This window comes from Ochrobactrum sp. XJ1 (assembly GCF_024701725.1).
Classification (GTDB): Bacteria; Pseudomonadota; Alphaproteobacteria; order Rhizobiales; family Rhizobiaceae; genus Brucella; species Brucella anthropi.
In genome coordinates, this window is sequence record NZ_VDGD01000006.1 from 216,059 (window position 1) to 232,931 (window position 16,873).

Consider the following 16,873-nt stretch of genomic DNA (forward strand, 5'->3'; position numbering starts at 1 on the left):
ATGAGTCCGTTCGAAGTTCGTCAGGGAACCTCGCCCGTCATTCTGGGCCTTCCCCATACGGGCACGGATGTTCCTGACGACATCTGGTCACGGCTCAACGACAATGGCCGGATACTTGCCGATACCGACTGGCATATTCACCAGCTCTATGATGGCCTTATTGATGGCGCAACCACGGTGCGCGCCACCTTCCATCGCTATTGCATCGATGCCAATCGTGATCCGGCGGGTGTCAGCCTCTATCCGGGCCAGAACACCACGACGCTGATCCCGGAAACCGACTTTGACGGCATTGCCATCTGGAAAGACGGCGAAGCACCAAAGGAAGCCGATATTGCCGACCGCATCACGCGCTTCCACAAGCCCTATCACGACGCGCTTTTAGCCGAAATCGAGCGTGTGAAGGCGATCCATGGCGTCGCCATCCTTTATGACTGCCATTCGATCCGCTCGCATATTCCGTTCCTGTTCGAAGGCAAATTGCCGGATTTCAACATCGGCACGGACATGGGCAAGACCTGCGATCCGAAGATCGAAGCTGCCGCCGTTGAGGTTACGGGACGGGCCGAAGGCTACACGTCGATTCTCAATGGCCGCTTCAAGGGCGGCTGGACGACGCGCCATTACGGCAAGCCGGAAACTGGCGTTCACGCCATCCAGATGGAGCTTGCCCAATCCACGCATCTTGCGACCGAAGCGGTTCCCTTCGCCTATGACGAGGCCAGGGCGGACAAGCTTCGCGTGCATCTCAAAACTCTTTTGCAGCGGCTGGAAGCAATAGCCGCAGAACTGAAATCCTGAGGAGAACACCATGTCCAATCCACGCCATAACGAGCGCGAAGTCCGCGCGCCCCGCGGAGACGAACTCAACGCCAAGAGCTGGCTGACCGAAGCGCCGCTTCGCATGCTGATGAACAACCTTGACCCCGATGTCGCCGAACGCCCGCACGAGCTGGTCGTCTATGGCGGCATTGGCCGCGCTGCGCGCACATGGGATGATTTCGACAAGATTGTCGCGACCCTCAAGACGCTCAATGAAGACGAAACCTTGCTGGTGCAGTCGGGCAAGCCGGTGGGCGTGTTCCGCACCCACAAGGATGCACCGCGCGTTCTCATCGCCAATTCCAACCTCGTGCCGCATTGGGCGACCTGGGATCATTTCAACGAACTGGATAAGAAGGGTCTTGCCATGTATGGCCAGATGACCGCCGGTTCGTGGATCTACATCGGCGCGCAGGGCATCGTTCAGGGCACCTACGAAACCTTCGTGGAAGCCGGTCGCCAGCATTATGATGGCAACCTCAAGGGCAAATGGATTCTGACCGGCGGCTTGGGCGGCATGGGCGGCGCACAGCCTCTGGCAGCTGTCATGGCAGGCGCTTGCTGCCTTGCGGTCGAATGCGACGAAACCCGCGCTGATTTCCGCCTGCGCACCCGTTATGTCGATGAAAAGACCCATAGCCTCGACGAAGCACTGGCCAAGATCGATGCATGGACCAAGGCAGGCGAAGCCAAGTCCATCGCGCTCATCGGCAATGCGGCTGAAATCTATCCGGAACTCGTCAAGCGCGGCGTACGCCCCGACATCGTCACCGACCAGACCTCGGCACATGATCCGGTACATGGCTATCTGCCAATCGGCTGGACCGTCGCCGAATGGCGCGCCAAGCAGGAAAGCGATCCGAAGGGCGTTGCGAAAGCCGCCCGCGCTTCGATGAAGGTGCAGGTTCAGGCCATGCTCGACTTCTGGAATGCTGGCATTCCAACCGTCGATTACGGCAACAATATCCGCCAGATGGCACTCGAAGAAGGTCTGGAAAACGCCTTCGATTTCCCGGGCTTCGTGCCTGCCTATATCCGCCCGTTGTTCTGCCGCGGCATTGGCCCATTCCGCTGGGCTGCCCTTTCCGGCGATCCGGAAGATATCGCCAAGACCGACGCCAAGGTGAAGGAGCTGCTGCCAGACAACAAGCACCTGCACAACTGGCTCGACATGGCAAAGGAACGTATCGAGTTTCAGGGCCTGCCAGCACGCATCTGCTGGGTCGGTCTCGGTGACCGCCATCGTCTCGGCCTCGCCTTCAACGAAATGGTCCGCAATGGCGAGCTAAAGGCACCAATCGTTATCGGTCGCGATCACCTCGATAGCGGCTCGGTGGCTTCGCCGAACCGCGAAACGGAAGCCATGAAGGATGGCTCGGACGCAGTCTCCGACTGGCCGCTGCTCAATGCTCTGCTCAACACCGCTTCGGGCGCAACGTGGGTGTCACTCCATCACGGCGGCGGCGTCGGCATGGGCTTCAGCCAGCATTCCGGCATGGTCATCTGCTGTGACGGCACCGAAGATGCCGATCAGCGCATCGGTCGCGTGTTGTGGAACGACCCGGCCACCGGCGTCATGCGCCATGCCGATGCGGGCTACGATATCGCGCTCGACTGGGCGAAGCAGCAGGGCCTGCGCCTTCCAGCCATCCTTGGCAACTAAGAAATCAATGAAAGGCGGCCCTTCCGGGGGCCGCCTTTTTCATAGCTGGATAATACGTAAATACTGGGGAATAACGATGACAGACGTAGCGCTTGGCCGTAATGAGCCCTCTCGTGGATCGGCGGCTTTGAAACTGGTCATATACAGCTTCATAGGCATATTTTTCTTTTTCGTGCCCGTCACCATTGGCGGTAAATCGACCATCCTGCTCGATCACGCCGCGACCGCGATTGCCACGCAGCTTCGCCCTGCCGCTCTCGTTTTCGTCTGCTTGCTTATCGCTTATGGTGCCTTTGCACCTTTCGTAACGGGCACGTGGAAAAAGAATGTAACCGAAAGAATTTTCTCGGTTCTGCGTCTGCTCGGCCTCATTGCGACTGCCATGTATCTCGCCAATATCGGTCCGGCTGCACTTTTCACGCCCGATATGCTGCCGTTCCTGTTCGACAAGCTCGTATTGTCGGTCGGCCTGATCGTGCCGATCGGTGCACTGGCACTGGCTTTCCTGATTGGCTATGGCCTGCTCGAATTTACCGGCGTCATCGTACAACCAGTCATGCGCCCGATCTGGCGCACGCCGGGCTGGTCGGCCATCGATGCCGTGGCATCGTTCGTCGGCAGCTATTCGCTGGCACTTCTCATCACCGAGCGCGTCTACAAGGAAGGCAAATACACCGCCCGCGAAGCGGCAATCGTCGCCACCGGCTTTTCCACGGTATCAGCCACCTTCATGATCATCGTCGCAAAGACGCTGGGCCTTATGGACGCGTGGAACCTCTATTTCTGGACCACTTTCTTCGTGACTTTCATTGTCTCCGCGATCACCGCACGCATCTGGCCATTGAGCCGCATGGATCATCCGGGCGACCGCGATACCCCATTGCCCGAAGGCAAAGGCCGTATTCAAACGGCAATCGACACCGGCATCCAGCAGGCACAAAATGCCCCCAAGCTTCTGCCGCTTCTCGGGGCGACGTTCCTTGATGGCCTGCGCATGGCAGCCATGATCCTTCCCAGCATCATGGCGGTCGGGCTTCTCGGCCTGCTTGCGTCCAAATATACGCCGATCTTTGATCTTCTGGGTCTGGCGCTCTATCCGTTTACATGGCTTGCGCAACTGGCCGATCCGATGCTTGCCGCAAAATCCATGGCGTCCGGCCTTGCAGAAATGTTCCTGCCAGCCATCCTCTTGAAGGACGCCGATGTCGTTTTGAAGTTCGTCGCCGCCGTTGTCTCGGTCAGCCAGGTTCTCTTCCTGTCGGCCTCAATCCCTTGCGTCCTTGCCACCTCGATCCCGCTCAAGTTCCGGGACCTGATCGTGATCTGGTATATCCGCACGGCACTCAGCATCCTGCTAACGGCACCAATTGCCTTCTGGGCAGCATCCAATGGATGGCTCGGTTGATGGTCGAAATTCTCAAGGCCGAAAGTCATCGCCACATGCCATGGAAAAATGGCGGCGGCGTTACGGTCGAAATCGCCGTCCATCCGGAAGGCGCGTCAGTCGATAATTTCGACTGGCGCATTTCCATGGCGACCGTCGCCAGCGATGGCCCGTTTTCCATCTTTCCCGGCATCGACCGCACATTGTCGGTGCTGGAAGGAGACGGCATCTTGCTCGATGTCGAAGGACAGCAGAGCACCCTCACCTGCGAAAGCGTACCGCTGTTCTTCGCTGCGGATGCTCAATCCAGCGCACGGCTGATCGGATCGGCCATTACCGACCTCAATGTGATGACCCGGCGCGGACGGTTTGCCCATATGGTCCGGCGCCTGCCCGTCAACGGCACCACGCTCACCCAGGCCAATGGCAATCTGGTTCTTCTTTTCTGTGCCGAAGGTCAGATCGATCTGACACTCGCGGCGAAAACGACGAAACTTGAGCAGCATGATTGCGCGGTCGCCACAAACTGCGACGCCTTGCCTCTTGAACTAAAGGGGAAGGGAGCCGCTTACCTGATTTCGATTAGCCCAATCTGATCAGTAGTTTACGACTATTCCATCGAGAATGAAGTATTCAAAGAACCGCAACGAACTCTCTGGACAGACGATACGGTCCTGTTAATTTGGCAGGAGTAAGAGACAAAAAAGTCTCACTATAAAAGGGGTACTACACATGAAGAAATCATTGCTTGCCGGGGCGGTACTAGCAGCTTTCACGTTAACGTCTGCGGCGCACGCTGAAACTGCCGTTTCCCTTGGCTTTTCCGGCTGGACCGGCTTTGCTCCGCTGACGCTTGCCAAGGAAGCCGGAATTTTCAAGAAGAATGGCCTCGACGTCACACTGACCAAAATCCCGCAGGCAAGCCGCCATCTGGCCCTCGCTTCCGGTGATATCCAGTGCGCGGCCACCACCGTTGAAACATGGATTGTCTGGAACGCGGCTGGCGTGAAGACCAAGCAGATATTCCAGATGGACAAGTCCTACGGTGCCGATGGTATTGCGGTGCGCGCCGATGTGAATTCCTTCGCCGATCTGAAGGGCAAGACGGTTGCCGCTTCTGCTCCGGGTACGTCGCCCTATTTCCTTCTCGCCTTCATGCTCGCCAAAAACGGTATGACGACCAAGGACGTCAAGGTCGTCAATATGGAGCCGGGACCGGCTGCACAGGCTTTCGTGGCCGGCCAGAACGATGCCGCCATGACCTACGAGCCTTATCTTTCAACCGTGCGCGCAGCACCCGACAAGGGCAAGATTCTTGCCACCACGCTCGATTATCCTGCGGTCATGGACACGGTCGGCTGCACGCCCGATTTCCTTGGAAAGAACCCCGAAGCCGCCAAGGCGCTTGCCGACAGCTACTTTGAAGCGCTGCAGATGATCGCTTCCGACAAGGCGAAGTCCTATGAAATCATGGGCAAGGACGTGAAGCAGTCGGGCGAGGATTTCGGCAAGTCGGCAGACTATCTTCGCTGGCAGGACAAGGCAGCCAACCAGAAGTTCTTTGAAGGTGAATTCAAGGAGTTTTCAACCGAAGCCGCCGATCTTCTGCTGAAGGCGGGTGTGATCAAGTCGAAGCCCAATCTCGATGACATCGTGGATACAAGCTTCATCAAGTAACATCGCTTCATATGCAAGCCCGGACGACACGTCCGGGCTTCCTTATTTTCTGCCCGTCGAGTGCGGCGGATGCGCGACTAAACAGGAAAATATATGCAGCCCTTGCAGCCTATAGGCAGTCAGACCCGGATATTACTGGGCATTCTATTCTTCGTTCTCTTCTTTGTGTTCTGGGGTATCGCCACTCTGGGCGGTTTCGTTTCCCCGACATTCCTCGCCGACCCGATCACCATGGTCAAAGACGGTTGGGATCTTATCGCCAATCAAGGCTTTATGTCCGATATCGGAATGACTGTCTGGCGCGTGCTTGGCGGCTTCATACTCGCTAGCGTCGTTGCCATTCCGCTCGGCATCGCCATGGGCGCATACAAGCCGATTGAAGCGCTGCTGGAGCCCTTCGTCTCTTTTGCGCGCTATCTTCCCGCTTCGGCTTTCGTTCCGCTGTTGATCCTCTGGTCAGGCATTGGTGAAACACAGAAGCTGCTCGTCATTTTCATCGGCGCGGTGTTCCAGATCATTCTCATGATCGCCGTGACGGTCTCCAATACGCGTCGCGATCTTGTCGAAGCAGCCTACACGCTCGGCGCATCAAACAGCGGCATCATTCGCCGCGTACTTATGCCTGCCAGTGCGCCGGACATTGCCGAAACGCTGCGCCTCGTGCTCGGCTGGGCATGGACCTATGTGATCGTGGCCGAACTCATCGGCGCATCGTCCGGCATCGGCTACATGATCATCAACTCTCAGGCCCTGATGGCCACCGGCCAGATCATCTTCGGCATCATCGTGATCGGCGTCATCGGTCTGATCTCGGACCTTGCCTTCAAATATTTCAACCGCTGGCTCTTTGCATGGAGGTTCGCATAATGGTTACCAAAAGCGACCAGGAACTTGTCATCAAGGGCGTGAGCCGCACCTTTCCGGGCGTGCATGGTGGCAAGCCGACACTGGCATTGCAGCCGACCGACCTCATCATCCCGAAAAATGATTTCGTGACCGTTCTCGGCCCCTCGGGCTGCGGCAAGTCCACGCTTCTTCGCATCATTGCCGGTCTCGACAAACCGACCACCGGCACCGTGACGCTGGAGGGCAATCCTGTCACCGGACCGGGTGCAGATCGCGGCATGGTGTTCCAGTCCTACACGCTGTTCCCATGGCTCACCATCCGGCAGAATGTCGGCTTCGGGCTTCGTGAGAAAGGCGTGCCGGAAAAACAGGCGCGTGAAATCGTGGACAGCTATATCGACAAGGTCGGACTGCGCGGCTTTGAAGATCACTGGCCAAAGCAGCTTTCGGGCGGCATGCAGCAGCGTACGGCGATTGCCCGCGCACTCGCCAACGACCCAAAGATCCTGCTTCTCGACGAGCCGTTCGGCGCTCTGGACAACCAGACCCGCGGACTGATGCAGGAGCTTCTGCTCGGCATCTGGGAGCGGGAGCACAAGACGGTCATCTTCGTCACCCACGACATCGAGGAAGCCATATTCATGGCAACCCGCGTGGTCACGATGACGGCTCGTCCGGGCAAGATCAAATCGATCACGCCGGTCGATATCGCGCATCCGCGCACCTACCACGTCAAGGCAAGCCCGGAATTCTCCGAACTACGTCTGAAGTTGACCGAGGAAATCCGCAGCGAAGCCATTGCGGCAGCAAAGCAGGCTGCCTGAAAATAGCTGTTTCCCATTGCAGCCGACTGACCTATGAAAAGACTGCGACTTGATCGCAGTCTTTTCGTTTCAGGACACATCCAATCATGGCCGTTTCAGCAGAAGAACTTGAAAACCGCATCGTCTATGTCAACGGCGAATATGTTTCCGCCCGCGATGCGCGCATTTCCATCTTTGACCGTGGCTTCCTGTTCGGCGACGGTATTTACGAAGTGACTGCCGTGCTCGAAAGCAAGCTCATCGACAGCGAGCCGCATATGCGACGCCTGCGCCGCTCGACCGGCGAGATCGGTATTCCGATGCCGATGAACGAAGACGAGATCGTTGCCATCGAGCGTGAGCTGATCCGCCGCAACAATCTGACCGAAGGTCTGGTCTATCTGCAGGTGACACGCGGCGACGGGCGCGACCGTGATTTCGTGCCCGCGAAAGGCATGAAGCCTTCGGTTGTCCTGTTCACGCAGGAAGCCAATCTGCTCGACAAGCCTGCGCTGAAAACCGGTGCCCGTGTGCTTTCGCTGGATGATCTGCGCTGGAAGCGCCGCGACATCAAGACGGTCTGTCTGCTGCCACAAGCGCTTGCCAAGGAAATCGCCAAGAACGCCGGTTGCGATGAAGCGTGGATGATTGAAGACGGCTATGTAACCGAAGGCGCATCGTCGACCGCCTATATCGTGACCGAAGATGATGTCGTCGTTACACGCCCGAACAGCAACTCCATTCTGCCCGGCTGCACACGGCTTTCGCTCCTGCAGCTGATCGCCGAGACCGGCATGAAGCTGGAAGAGCGGCTCTTCACCATTGATGAAGCCTATGCGGCAAAGGAAGCTTTCCTCACCAGCGCAGGCACATTCGTCACACCGATCACCGTCATTGACGAGAAAACCATCGGCACGGGTAAACCGGGTCCAGTTGCCCAGCGCCTGCGCGAAATCTATCTCGATCACGCCCGCCGCACGGCAATCTGAAAACTGAACCGCCGCACGTCAGTGAAGCGGCTAAGATTTTGGTTATGGCGAGCCGAAAATGGTGGAGTTTGAGAACCGGAGCGGAGCGTACTTCTGAACATAATCCCGAAAAGTTGCAGACTTTTCGGATAAGATTATGTGCCTAAACAAAGTACGTGAGCACCGGAAGCGCAAAACAACGCCATTTGCAGGCCGTCAGAGCCGAAATATCAGCGTTTCTGGTTATAGACGTCGATACAAACAGCCCCCAGCAGCACGATCCCCTTGATGACCTGCTGATAGTCGATACCGATGCCGAGGATCGACATGCCGTTGTTCATCACGCCCATGATGAGCGCGCCAATCACGGCACCCGTCACACGGCCCACACCGCCATAGGCGGAAGCACCGCCGATGAAGCAGGCTGCGATCACGTCCAGCTCGAAGCCGATACCGGCCTTGGGCGTTGCCGTGTTAAGGCGCGCCGCAAAGACCAGGCCAGCAAGCGCCGCCAGCACACCCATATTGACGAAAGCCAGAAATGTCAGCCGTTCGGTCTTCACACCCGAAAGCTTGGCCGCATGCCGGTTGCCGCCGACCGCATAAATTTGCCGCCCGAGCACGGTTCGATTGGTGAGGAACGCATAGGCCGCAATCAGAACGGCCATAATGATGAGGACGTTCGGCAATCCGCGATGCATTGAAATCAGCAACGACAAATAGGCAATCGCCGAAAAGAACAGGATGTTCTTGATGACGAAAAGGCCAAAAGGCTCCGTTTCCACTTCATGCGCGATATGACGCTGACGCGATTTGACATTCTGCCAGATCATGAAACCGGCCAGCAGCACGCCGATGATGAGCGATGTCAGATAGACGCCACCCGTCGTGCCGATGATTTCCGGAATAAAGCCGGACGATAGTTTCTGGAACACGACCGGGAACGGCCCGACCGACTGGCCGCCTAGCACGGCAAGCATCAGCCCCTTGAAGACCAGCATGCCAGCCAGCGTGACGATAAAGGACGGAATATTGAAATAGGCGACCCAAAAGCCCTGCATTGCGCCGATAATGCCCCCGGCCAGCAGGCACAGAATGGCGGCGATAGGAAACGGCACTCCCCATTTCACCATCATCACAGCCGCGAGCGCACCGATAAAGCCACAGACCGAGCCGACCGAAAGGTCGATGTGCCCGGTGACGATGATAAGCAGCATACCAAGCGCCATGATGACGATATAGCTGTTCTGCAGAACCAGATTGGTGAGGTTCAGCGGCTTCATCAGCACGCCGCCAGTCACGATCTGGAAGAAGATCATGATCGCGACCAGCGAGATCAGCATGCCGGATTCACGCAGATTGTTCTTGAGATACCGCCCCACGCTGCTCGCCGGAGCTTTCGATCCACTGCTTCCGATGATATTCTCGCTCATGGCCGTTTTCCCTTGTTCTGCATGATGGCGCGCATGATGTTTTCCTGCGTTGCTTCCTCGCCAGCGACTTCGCCGACAAAGGCTCCTTCATGCATGACGACGATGCGGTCGCAGATGCCGATCAGCTCCGGCATTTCCGAAGAAATGACGACCACGCCCTTGCCGCTATCCGCCAGTGAATTGATAATTGTGTAGATGTCATATTTCGCGCCGACATCGATGCCGCGCGTCGGTTCATCGAGGATCAGCACGTCGGGTCCGGTGAAGAGCCACTTCGATAGCACCACCTTCTGCTGGTTGCCGCCCGAAAGCGTGCCCGTCTCCTGATAGACATTGTGACAGCGAATGCTCATCTGTTCGCGATAGGAATTCGCGATCTTCATTTCGCGAATATCGTCGATGATGCCTTTCGGGCTGACGCCGCGTAAATGCGCAAGAGAGATGTTGCGCGAAATATTTTCGCCTAAGACCAGGCCGAGCTTCTTGCGATCCTCGGTCACATAGGCAAGCCCCGCCTTGATGGCCCGCGCCACAGTGGAAATATCGGCATTGTTGCCGTTGATACGCGCCTCGCCGCTGATATTCGTGCCCCATGAACGCCCGAACAGGCTCATGGCGAATTCTGTGCGTCCCGCCCCCATCAATCCGGCAATACCGACGATTTCACCTGCCCTCACCTTAAACGACACATTCTTGACCGAGTGCCGTTCCGGATGCAGCGGGTGATGCACCGACCAGTTGTCGACTTCGAAAATCACCTCACCAATCTTCGGATCGCGCTTCGGGTAGCGGCTTTCCAGATCGCGGTCGACCATCTTGCGAATGATGTCGTCTTCCTCGACCTCGCCCGCATTGCAGTCAAGTGTCGCCACTGCCTTGCCATCGCGCAGCACCGTGATCTTGTCGGCAACTTCGCGGATTTCATTGAGCTTGTGCGAAATGAGGATCGAGGTGATGCCTTGAGCACGAAACTCGCGCAGAAGCGCCAGCAATGCCGCGCTGTCCGTCTCGTTGAGGCTTGCGGTCGGTTCGTCGAGGATCAGAAGCCGCACGCGCTTCGACAATGCCTTGGCAATTTCGACCAGCTGCTGCTTGCCGACACCAATATCGGTGACGAGCGTATCGGGCGATTCCGACAGGCCAACCTTCTGCAAAAGCTCGCGGGTGCGCTTGTGCACCGTACTGCGGTCGATGACCCCGTAACTTGCCGGCGGATTGACGAGGAAAATGTTCTCGGCAATCGTCATGAGCGGTATGAGCGCCAGCTCCTGATGGATGATGACAATGCCAAGCGCTTCGGAATCGTTGATGTCGCGAAACTGTCGCTCTTCTCCGTCGAAGAAGATCGACCCCTCGTAGCTGCCATGCGGATAGACACCTGACAGCACCTTCATCAAGGTCGACTTGCCTGCTCCGTTCTCGCCGACAAAGGCATGAATCTCGCCCGGCATGACCGAGAAATTGACATCGCTCAGCGCTTTGACGACGCCGAAAGACTTGCTGATGCCGCGCATTTCCAGAAGCGGCTTGCCGGCGATTTCCGGCTTACCGTCAGACTGCTCGCGCAGGACAGGATTGGCTACATTCATCGCTCGCTCCCATTACAAATCTGCTTTGCCATTGCCCTCAACAAAAAGACAACGCTGTCAATCGCCGAGCCTACCCCAGCCGAAAGGCTGGGGATTTGGGGCAATGGCATGCAGAAAGGTTACGGGCATATCCTCCGATACGCCCGAGACCGCATTACTGGATCTGGTCTTCCTTGTAGTAACCGCTATCGACCAGAACCTGCTTCCAGTTCGACTTGTCGACGATCACCGGCTTGAGCAGATAGGACGGCACGACCTTGACGCCATTGTCATAGGTCTTGGTGTCGTTGACTTCCGGCTCCTTGCCGGTCATCAGCGCGTCGACCATATCGACCGTGACCTTGGCGAGTTCGCGCGTATCCTTGAAGATGGTCGAGTTCTGTTCGCCAGCGAGGATCGACTTCACCGAAGGCACTTCCGCATCCTGACCGGAAACGACCGGCATCGGCATGTCGCCACTGCCATAGCCTACACCCTTGAGGGACGACAGGATACCGATGGAGATGCCGTCATAAGGCGACAGGACTGCATCGAGCTTCTTGTCGGAATAATAGGCCGAAAGGATCGAGTCCATGCGGGCCTGAGCAGTTGCACCGTCCCAGCGCAGCGTTGCGACCTTGTCCATGCCGGTCTGGCCGCTGCCGATAACGACTTTGCCGCTATCGATATAAGGCTGCAGAACGGACATCGCGCCGTTGTAGAAGAAGTAGGCGTTGTTATCGTCCGGCGAACCGCCGAAAAGCTCGACATTGAACGGACCCGGCTTGTTCTTGAGGTCCAGCGCGGTTTCGATGGACTGGGCCTGCAGCACGCCGACCTGGAAATTGTCGAAGGTCGCATAGTAATCGACATTCGGCGTATCGCGGATCAGGCGATCATAGGCGATGACCTTGATACCCGCATCGTGGGCCTTGGCCAGAACATCGGAAAGCGTCGTGCCGTCGATGGATGCAACGACGAGAACCTTGGCGCCCTTGGTCACCATGTTCTCGATCTGCGCCAGCTGGTTAGGTACGTCGTCTTCAGCATACTGAAGATCGGTCTGGTAGCCGCGTTCTTTCAGCACCTTGACCATGTTGTCGCCATCGGCAATCCAGCGTGCCGAAGACTTCGTGGGCATGGCGACGGCGACAAGACCCTTGTCTTCCGCATGCGCCAGACCGCTAAAGGCAAGCGCGGCCATCGCGACTGCCAATGTTAGAGATTTCATGCCTGCCATTGTCTCACTCCCAAATTGGGACAGGCTTTTCCGCCTGTCGTTCTCCCAAAATTTCCGCCCCCGCCTTCCGGCCATGCGGAATTCCTCCGGAACAAGTTCTCAAAGGGCCGTCAGCCCGCGATCTTGTCCCATGCCGCAACCGCGCGCTCAGCGCGTTCGCGAACCTCAGCAACCGTCAATCCGGCCTTGTAAAGACTGGAACCGAGTCCGAAGCAGCTCACTCCCGCTGCCCGATAGGTCGCAAAATCAGCCTCGGAAACACCGCCCACGGCGCCGACCGGAATATCCTTCGGCAAGACGGCGGATATCGCCTTGATACCGTCCGCGCCGAGTACGCTGGCCGGAAAGAATTTCAGCGCCGATGCGCCTGCACGGATCGCCGAAAAGGCTTCCGTCGGCGTGAAAACGCCGGGCATCGTCACCATGCCGTGCTGTCCCGCGCGGCGAATGACATCCGGCTCGACATTCGGGCTGACAAGAAGTCTGCCGCCGACATCGTTGAGCCGATCCACATCCGCGACACTCAACACTGTTCCGGCCCCGATCAACACGCCCGCAGGCGCAAGCTTCGCCGCCTTCTCAATCGAGACGAAAGGCTCCGGCGAATTGAGCGGAATTTCGATGGCCTCAAAACCCGTCTCGATCAGCGCTCCGACGATTGCTTCCGTTTCTTCCGGGCGAATGCCGCGCAGGATAGCGACCAGCGGATAGCGCAGCTTTGGCCATGCGATGCGGTCGCTCATTGCGCAGCTCCTTCGAAGGCGTGTTTTGCAGCCATGAACAGACCGTCTCGCACCAGCTCATCGGCTGCAACGCGCCTGACTGTCAGCCCGGCGATTTCAAGCGCGCTGGCATAGAGCGCGCCCATAGTGTCGTCTGAAAGGAGCAGCACTTCTTCGGGTTTGCCATAAAGCATGCGCCCGCCTGCCACTTCCAGCCCGATCAACAAGCCCGACAAACGGGCCAGCTGGTCGGTCGGCTTGCGATCATGGACGAGCCAGCCTGCGCGAATGGAAAAAAGCGCGTTGGAAATCAGTGCCGGGTTTTCGAGCGACGCCCTGACGCCCGCAGCGAAAGCCACACCATTCGGATCAACCGCCGCAGCACCTTCCAGCGCACCGGCCAGCACCGATTTTTCCTTCAAAAGAGCGAACATTTCACCGGTCATGAAGGTTCGGTAATCGGCAAGGCCACCGTCGGCAATCCGCACCCATTTGGCATGGGTGCCGGGCATGACGACAACACCATCATGCGTGCCGCCGTGCACAAGACCGAGCAGTTTTGTCTCCTCGCCACGCATAACATCGGGTGCCGTTTCGTCCCGACGCGCGACGCCCGGCAACATGATGACGTGACGGCGCGCGGGCACGCGCACCGCAGCCTTCACGATGCCATCCAACCCGGCGGGCAAGCTCATATAGGGCGCTTCGATCCAGCCGGTCCGCGAACCGGCCATGCCGCAGATCACCACCGGCAGATCGTCCGGCGCGCCGACAGAAGCAAGGTGCCGTTCGAGCGTTGGCTCGAAACCGGCTTCCTTTGCCTGCAGCAGACCGTCATCGCCACGGCTTTCGCCCAGCACATTGCCATCGACATCCAGCGTCCAGAGGCGAAACCGGGTGGTGCCCCAGTCCGCAACTGCCGCAAATGGCTTTTTATCGAGAGCCATCCGGGGAACCTTAGTGGTTATCTCGCGGCAGGCCACGCGTATGCGCGATGTCCTGATACTTGACCGCGTTTTCGAGAACTGCACCGGTTTCCATCTGGCCGACAACGGCGCGCTGGATTTCCTGCCATGGTGTCTGGCTTTCCGGATATTTGTAGCCACCGGCAGCTTCCAGAGCCTTGCGACGCTCCGCCAGTTCTTCGTCAGAGATCAGAATGTCAGCGCTGCCGCGACCAAGATCGATACGCACGCGGTCACCGGTCCTCAGAATAGCCAGACCGCCGCCAGCAGCAGCTTCCGGGGAGGCATTGAGGATCGACGGCGAACCCGACGTGCCCGACTGGCGACCGTCGCCGATGCATGGCAGTGAGCTGATACCCTTTTTCAGAAGGTAATTCGGCGCGCGCATGTTGACGACTTCCGCCGCACCTGGATAACCGATGGGGCCAGCGCCACGCATGAACAGCACCGTATTCTCGTCGATTTCCAGTGCCGGATCGTCGATGCGGTGATGATAATCTTCCGGCCCATCGAATACGACCGCCTTGCCCTCGAATGCATTCGGGTCCTTGTCGTCGGACAGGTAGCGATTGCGGAACTCGTCCGAAATCACGCTGAGCTTCATGATCGCCGACGAAAACAGATTGCCGCGCAGCACGCGGAATCCGGCATGCTTCTTCAGCGGCTGATCGTAGGTCTTGATGACATTGCCGTCTTCGATGGTCGCGTTCTTGCAATTCTCGCCGATGGTCTTGCCATTGACGGTCAGCGCATCTTCATTGATGAGGCCCTGCCCCATCAGCTGATTGACGACGGCTGGCACACCGCCCGCATGGTAGTAATCTTCGCCAAGATATTCACCGGCAGGCTGCAGATTGACCAGAAGCGGAATTTCCTCGCCATATTTCTGCCAGTCATCGACCGTCAGCTCCACACCGACATGACGGGCCAGAGCGTTCAGATGGATCGGCGCATTGGTCGAACCGCCAATAGCGGAATTGACGCGGATGGCATTGACGAAGGCATCCTTGGTCAGAATGTCCGACGGCTTCAAATCCTCATGCACCATTTCAACGATGCGGCGTCCCGATAGATAAGAAACTTCCTGACGGTCGCGATAAGGCGCCGGAATGGCGGCGGAGCCCGGAAGCTGCATGCCGAGCGCTTCGGCGAGCGAATTCATCGTCGTGGCCGTGCCCATCGTATTGCAATAGCCCGTCGATGGAGCCGAGGAAGCAACGAGCTTGACGAAGCCCTGATAGTCGATTTCGCCCTTGGCAAGCAGCTCGCGCGCCTTCCAGACGATGGTGCCGGAACCTGTGCGTTCGCCACGGAACCAGCCATTGAGCATCGGACCCACCGACAGCGCAATCGCCGGAATATTGACGGTTGCAGCTGCCATCAGGCAGGCAGGCGTGGTCTTGTCACAACCGATTGTCAGCACGACGCCATCGAGCGGATAGCCGTAAAGCACTTCCACGAGGCCGAGATAGGCAAGGTTGCGGTCCAGACCAGCGGTCGGGCGCTTGCCGGTTTCCTGAATTGGATGAACCGGAAATTCAATGACAATGCCGCCCGCCTCGCGAACACCTTCGCGCACGCGCTTGGCCAGCTCCAGATGATGACGGTTGCAAGGTGAGAGGTCGGAGCCCGTCTGCGCGATGCCGATGATCGGACGACCGGACTGCAGCTCTTCCTGGCTCAGGCCATAATTCATGTAGCGCTCCAGATAGAGCGCCGTCATATCGACATTATCAGGATTGTCGAACCAGGCGCGCGAGCGGAGCTTTGGCGTTTTCGGAGAGACGGGCTTGTTCATTTCATTGTCCTGCGTGGGTGAGAGGCCGCGTTACGACAACCTCGATTCCTAATCTTCAAAAGCTTCGACGACATGCCGCTTTCCGAGCAGAAACGCATCGGCCACATGGGTCAGTGGAGCGAGATCAACATCCGAACGCCCCGCGCCGATCAATTGCACGAAACGCTTGTAAAGTCGTTGATATTCGCGGTCCGGCTCGGCCATTTTCTCGGTCCCGGCGATGGTGAGGCGGCTGCCGCCATGGCTGAGCAGAACCGTGCCCTTGTCGGTCTCGACGCGAATATCCCAGGTCTGCGGACCGGTCTGCCGCCAGTCCAGTTCGAACGAAACCGGTATGCCGCTTTCCGTTTGGAACTTGAGGTTGGCTGCGATGGGCGCCGCACGGTTTTCTGGAAAATAAAGATCGGATTGCGTCAGGAAGAAGCGCTCCGGCAAAATATGCGTGACGATGGAAAGCGCATTGATGCCAGGATCGAACACGCCAAGGCCGCCCGGTTCCCAGATCCATTGCTGGCCGGGATGCCAGTGGCGGACATCTTCCTTCCACGTGACCGAAACCGAACGAATTTCCGCATCTTTCAGGAATTCCCGCGCCGGCTCGACCGCTGCGGCTTCGCGCGAGTGCCACGTGGCGTAAAGCGTCACGTCTTCCGCTTGCGCAAGACGCTCCAGCGCCTGCACTTCCGAAATGGTTGCACCCGGAGGCTTCTCCAGCATCACATGCTTGCGCGCCTTCAAGGCTGCGTAGGCCTGGCTAAAGCGCCCTTGCGGCGGTGTGCAGAGCGACACCGCGTCAATGGCAACGTCGCTGCCCAGCAGCTCATCGATGTCGTGAAAAGACGGCAGGCCGTCCAGCCCGGCATTGCGACTGGCAATGGCTTTCAGCTCAATGCCATCGACGGCTTCAATCGATGGCAGATGCTGGTCACGCGCAATCTTGCCCAGACCGACGATTGCGAGAGCGATGTTCGGTTCCGCCGCCAT

15 protein-coding genes are annotated in these 16,873 nt (G+C 58.0%); 8 read left to right on the forward strand and 7 right to left on the reverse strand.

From position 1 onward, the window contains the following. The 8 genes from hutG (at position 1) to FG152_RS12765 (ending at position 8,184) form a co-directional block, all read left to right on the forward strand. Positions 1 to 801, forward strand: a complete 801-nt coding sequence (gene hutG / locus FG152_RS12730; protein WP_010659503.1) for an N-formylglutamate deformylase — start codon at positions 1 to 3, stop codon at positions 799 to 801. Positions 802 to 811: 10 nt separating this feature from the next. Beyond that, on the forward strand, positions 812 to 2,485 hold the full coding sequence (gene hutU / locus FG152_RS12735; protein WP_036580486.1) for a urocanate hydratase: 1,674 nt from the start codon (positions 812 to 814) through the stop codon (positions 2,483 to 2,485). A 76-nt stretch (positions 2,486 to 2,561) separates the two neighbouring features. Continuing rightward, positions 2,562 to 3,890: a YjiH family protein gene (locus FG152_RS12740; RefSeq protein ID WP_498986714.1), complete on the forward strand. Its 1,329-nt coding sequence runs from the start codon at positions 2,562 to 2,564 to the stop codon at positions 3,888 to 3,890. Continuing rightward, complete coding sequence (locus FG152_RS12745; protein ID WP_029376046.1) at positions 3,887 to 4,465, forward strand: HutD/Ves family protein; 579 nt, start codon at positions 3,887 to 3,889, stop codon at positions 4,463 to 4,465. The genes FG152_RS12740 and FG152_RS12745 overlap by 4 nt, the downstream gene beginning before the upstream one ends. 136 nt (positions 4,466 to 4,601) lie before the next feature. Then, entirely contained in the window at positions 4,602 to 5,546 is a 945-nt protein-coding gene (locus FG152_RS12750; RefSeq protein ID WP_010659499.1) for an ABC transporter substrate-binding protein, read from the forward strand. Positions 5,547 to 5,639: 93 nt separating this feature from the next. Next, positions 5,640 to 6,413, forward strand: coding sequence for an ABC transporter permease (locus FG152_RS12755; RefSeq protein ID WP_010659498.1), 774 nt, complete (start codon positions 5,640 to 5,642; stop codon positions 6,411 to 6,413). Beyond that, entirely contained in the window at positions 6,413 to 7,216 is an 804-nt protein-coding gene (locus FG152_RS12760; RefSeq protein WP_010659497.1) for an ABC transporter ATP-binding protein, read from the forward strand. Before FG152_RS12755 ends, FG152_RS12760 begins: the two co-directional genes overlap by 1 nt. Before the next feature lie 86 nt (positions 7,217 to 7,302). Then, positions 7,303 to 8,184 carry a D-amino-acid transaminase gene (locus FG152_RS12765; protein WP_010659496.1) on the forward strand — a complete coding sequence of 294 codons (882 nt, stop codon included), beginning with the start codon at positions 7,303 to 7,305 and terminating at the stop codon, positions 8,182 to 8,184. Positions 8,185 to 8,393: 209 nt separating this feature from the next. Here the strand turns inward: FG152_RS12765 and mmsB are convergent, their stop codons facing one another. The 7 genes from mmsB to FG152_RS12800 all read right to left on the reverse strand — a co-directional run bounded on the left by mmsB (position 8,394) and on the right by FG152_RS12800 (position 16,873). Beyond that, complete coding sequence (mmsB, locus tag FG152_RS12770) at positions 8,394 to 9,596, reverse strand: multiple monosaccharide ABC transporter permease (protein WP_010659495.1); 1,203 nt, start codon at positions 9,594 to 9,596, stop codon at positions 8,394 to 8,396. Beyond that, the gene (mmsA, locus tag FG152_RS12775) at positions 9,593 to 11,185 is read right to left on the reverse strand and encodes a multiple monosaccharide ABC transporter ATP-binding protein (protein ID WP_036580513.1); all 1,593 of its coding nucleotides are present in this window, start codon (positions 11,183 to 11,185) and stop codon (positions 9,593 to 9,595) included. The genes mmsB and mmsA overlap by 4 nt, the downstream gene beginning before the upstream one ends. Before the next feature lie 154 nt (positions 11,186 to 11,339). After that, positions 11,340 to 12,404 carry a multiple monosaccharide ABC transporter substrate-binding protein gene (chvE, locus tag FG152_RS12780; RefSeq protein ID WP_010659493.1) on the reverse strand — a complete coding sequence of 355 codons (1,065 nt, stop codon included), beginning with the start codon at positions 12,402 to 12,404 and terminating at the stop codon, positions 11,340 to 11,342. 110 nt (positions 12,405 to 12,514) lie between these two features. Next, positions 12,515 to 13,147, reverse strand: coding sequence for a 2-dehydro-3-deoxy-6-phosphogalactonate aldolase (locus tag FG152_RS12785; protein ID WP_010659492.1), 633 nt, complete (start codon positions 13,145 to 13,147; stop codon positions 12,515 to 12,517). Beyond that, on the reverse strand, positions 13,144 to 14,073 hold the full coding sequence (locus FG152_RS12790; protein WP_010659491.1) for a 2-dehydro-3-deoxygalactonokinase: 930 nt from the start codon (positions 14,071 to 14,073) through the stop codon (positions 13,144 to 13,146). Before FG152_RS12790 ends, FG152_RS12785 begins: the two co-directional genes overlap by 4 nt. A gap of 10 nt (positions 14,074 to 14,083) precedes the next feature. Next, positions 14,084 to 15,889 carry an IlvD/Edd family dehydratase gene (locus FG152_RS12795; protein WP_010659490.1) on the reverse strand — a complete coding sequence of 602 codons (1,806 nt, stop codon included), beginning with the start codon at positions 15,887 to 15,889 and terminating at the stop codon, positions 14,084 to 14,086. 48 nt (positions 15,890 to 15,937) lie between these two features. Next, positions 15,938 to 16,873, reverse strand: coding sequence for a Gfo/Idh/MocA family protein (locus FG152_RS12800; RefSeq protein ID WP_036580521.1), 936 nt, complete (start codon positions 16,871 to 16,873; stop codon positions 15,938 to 15,940).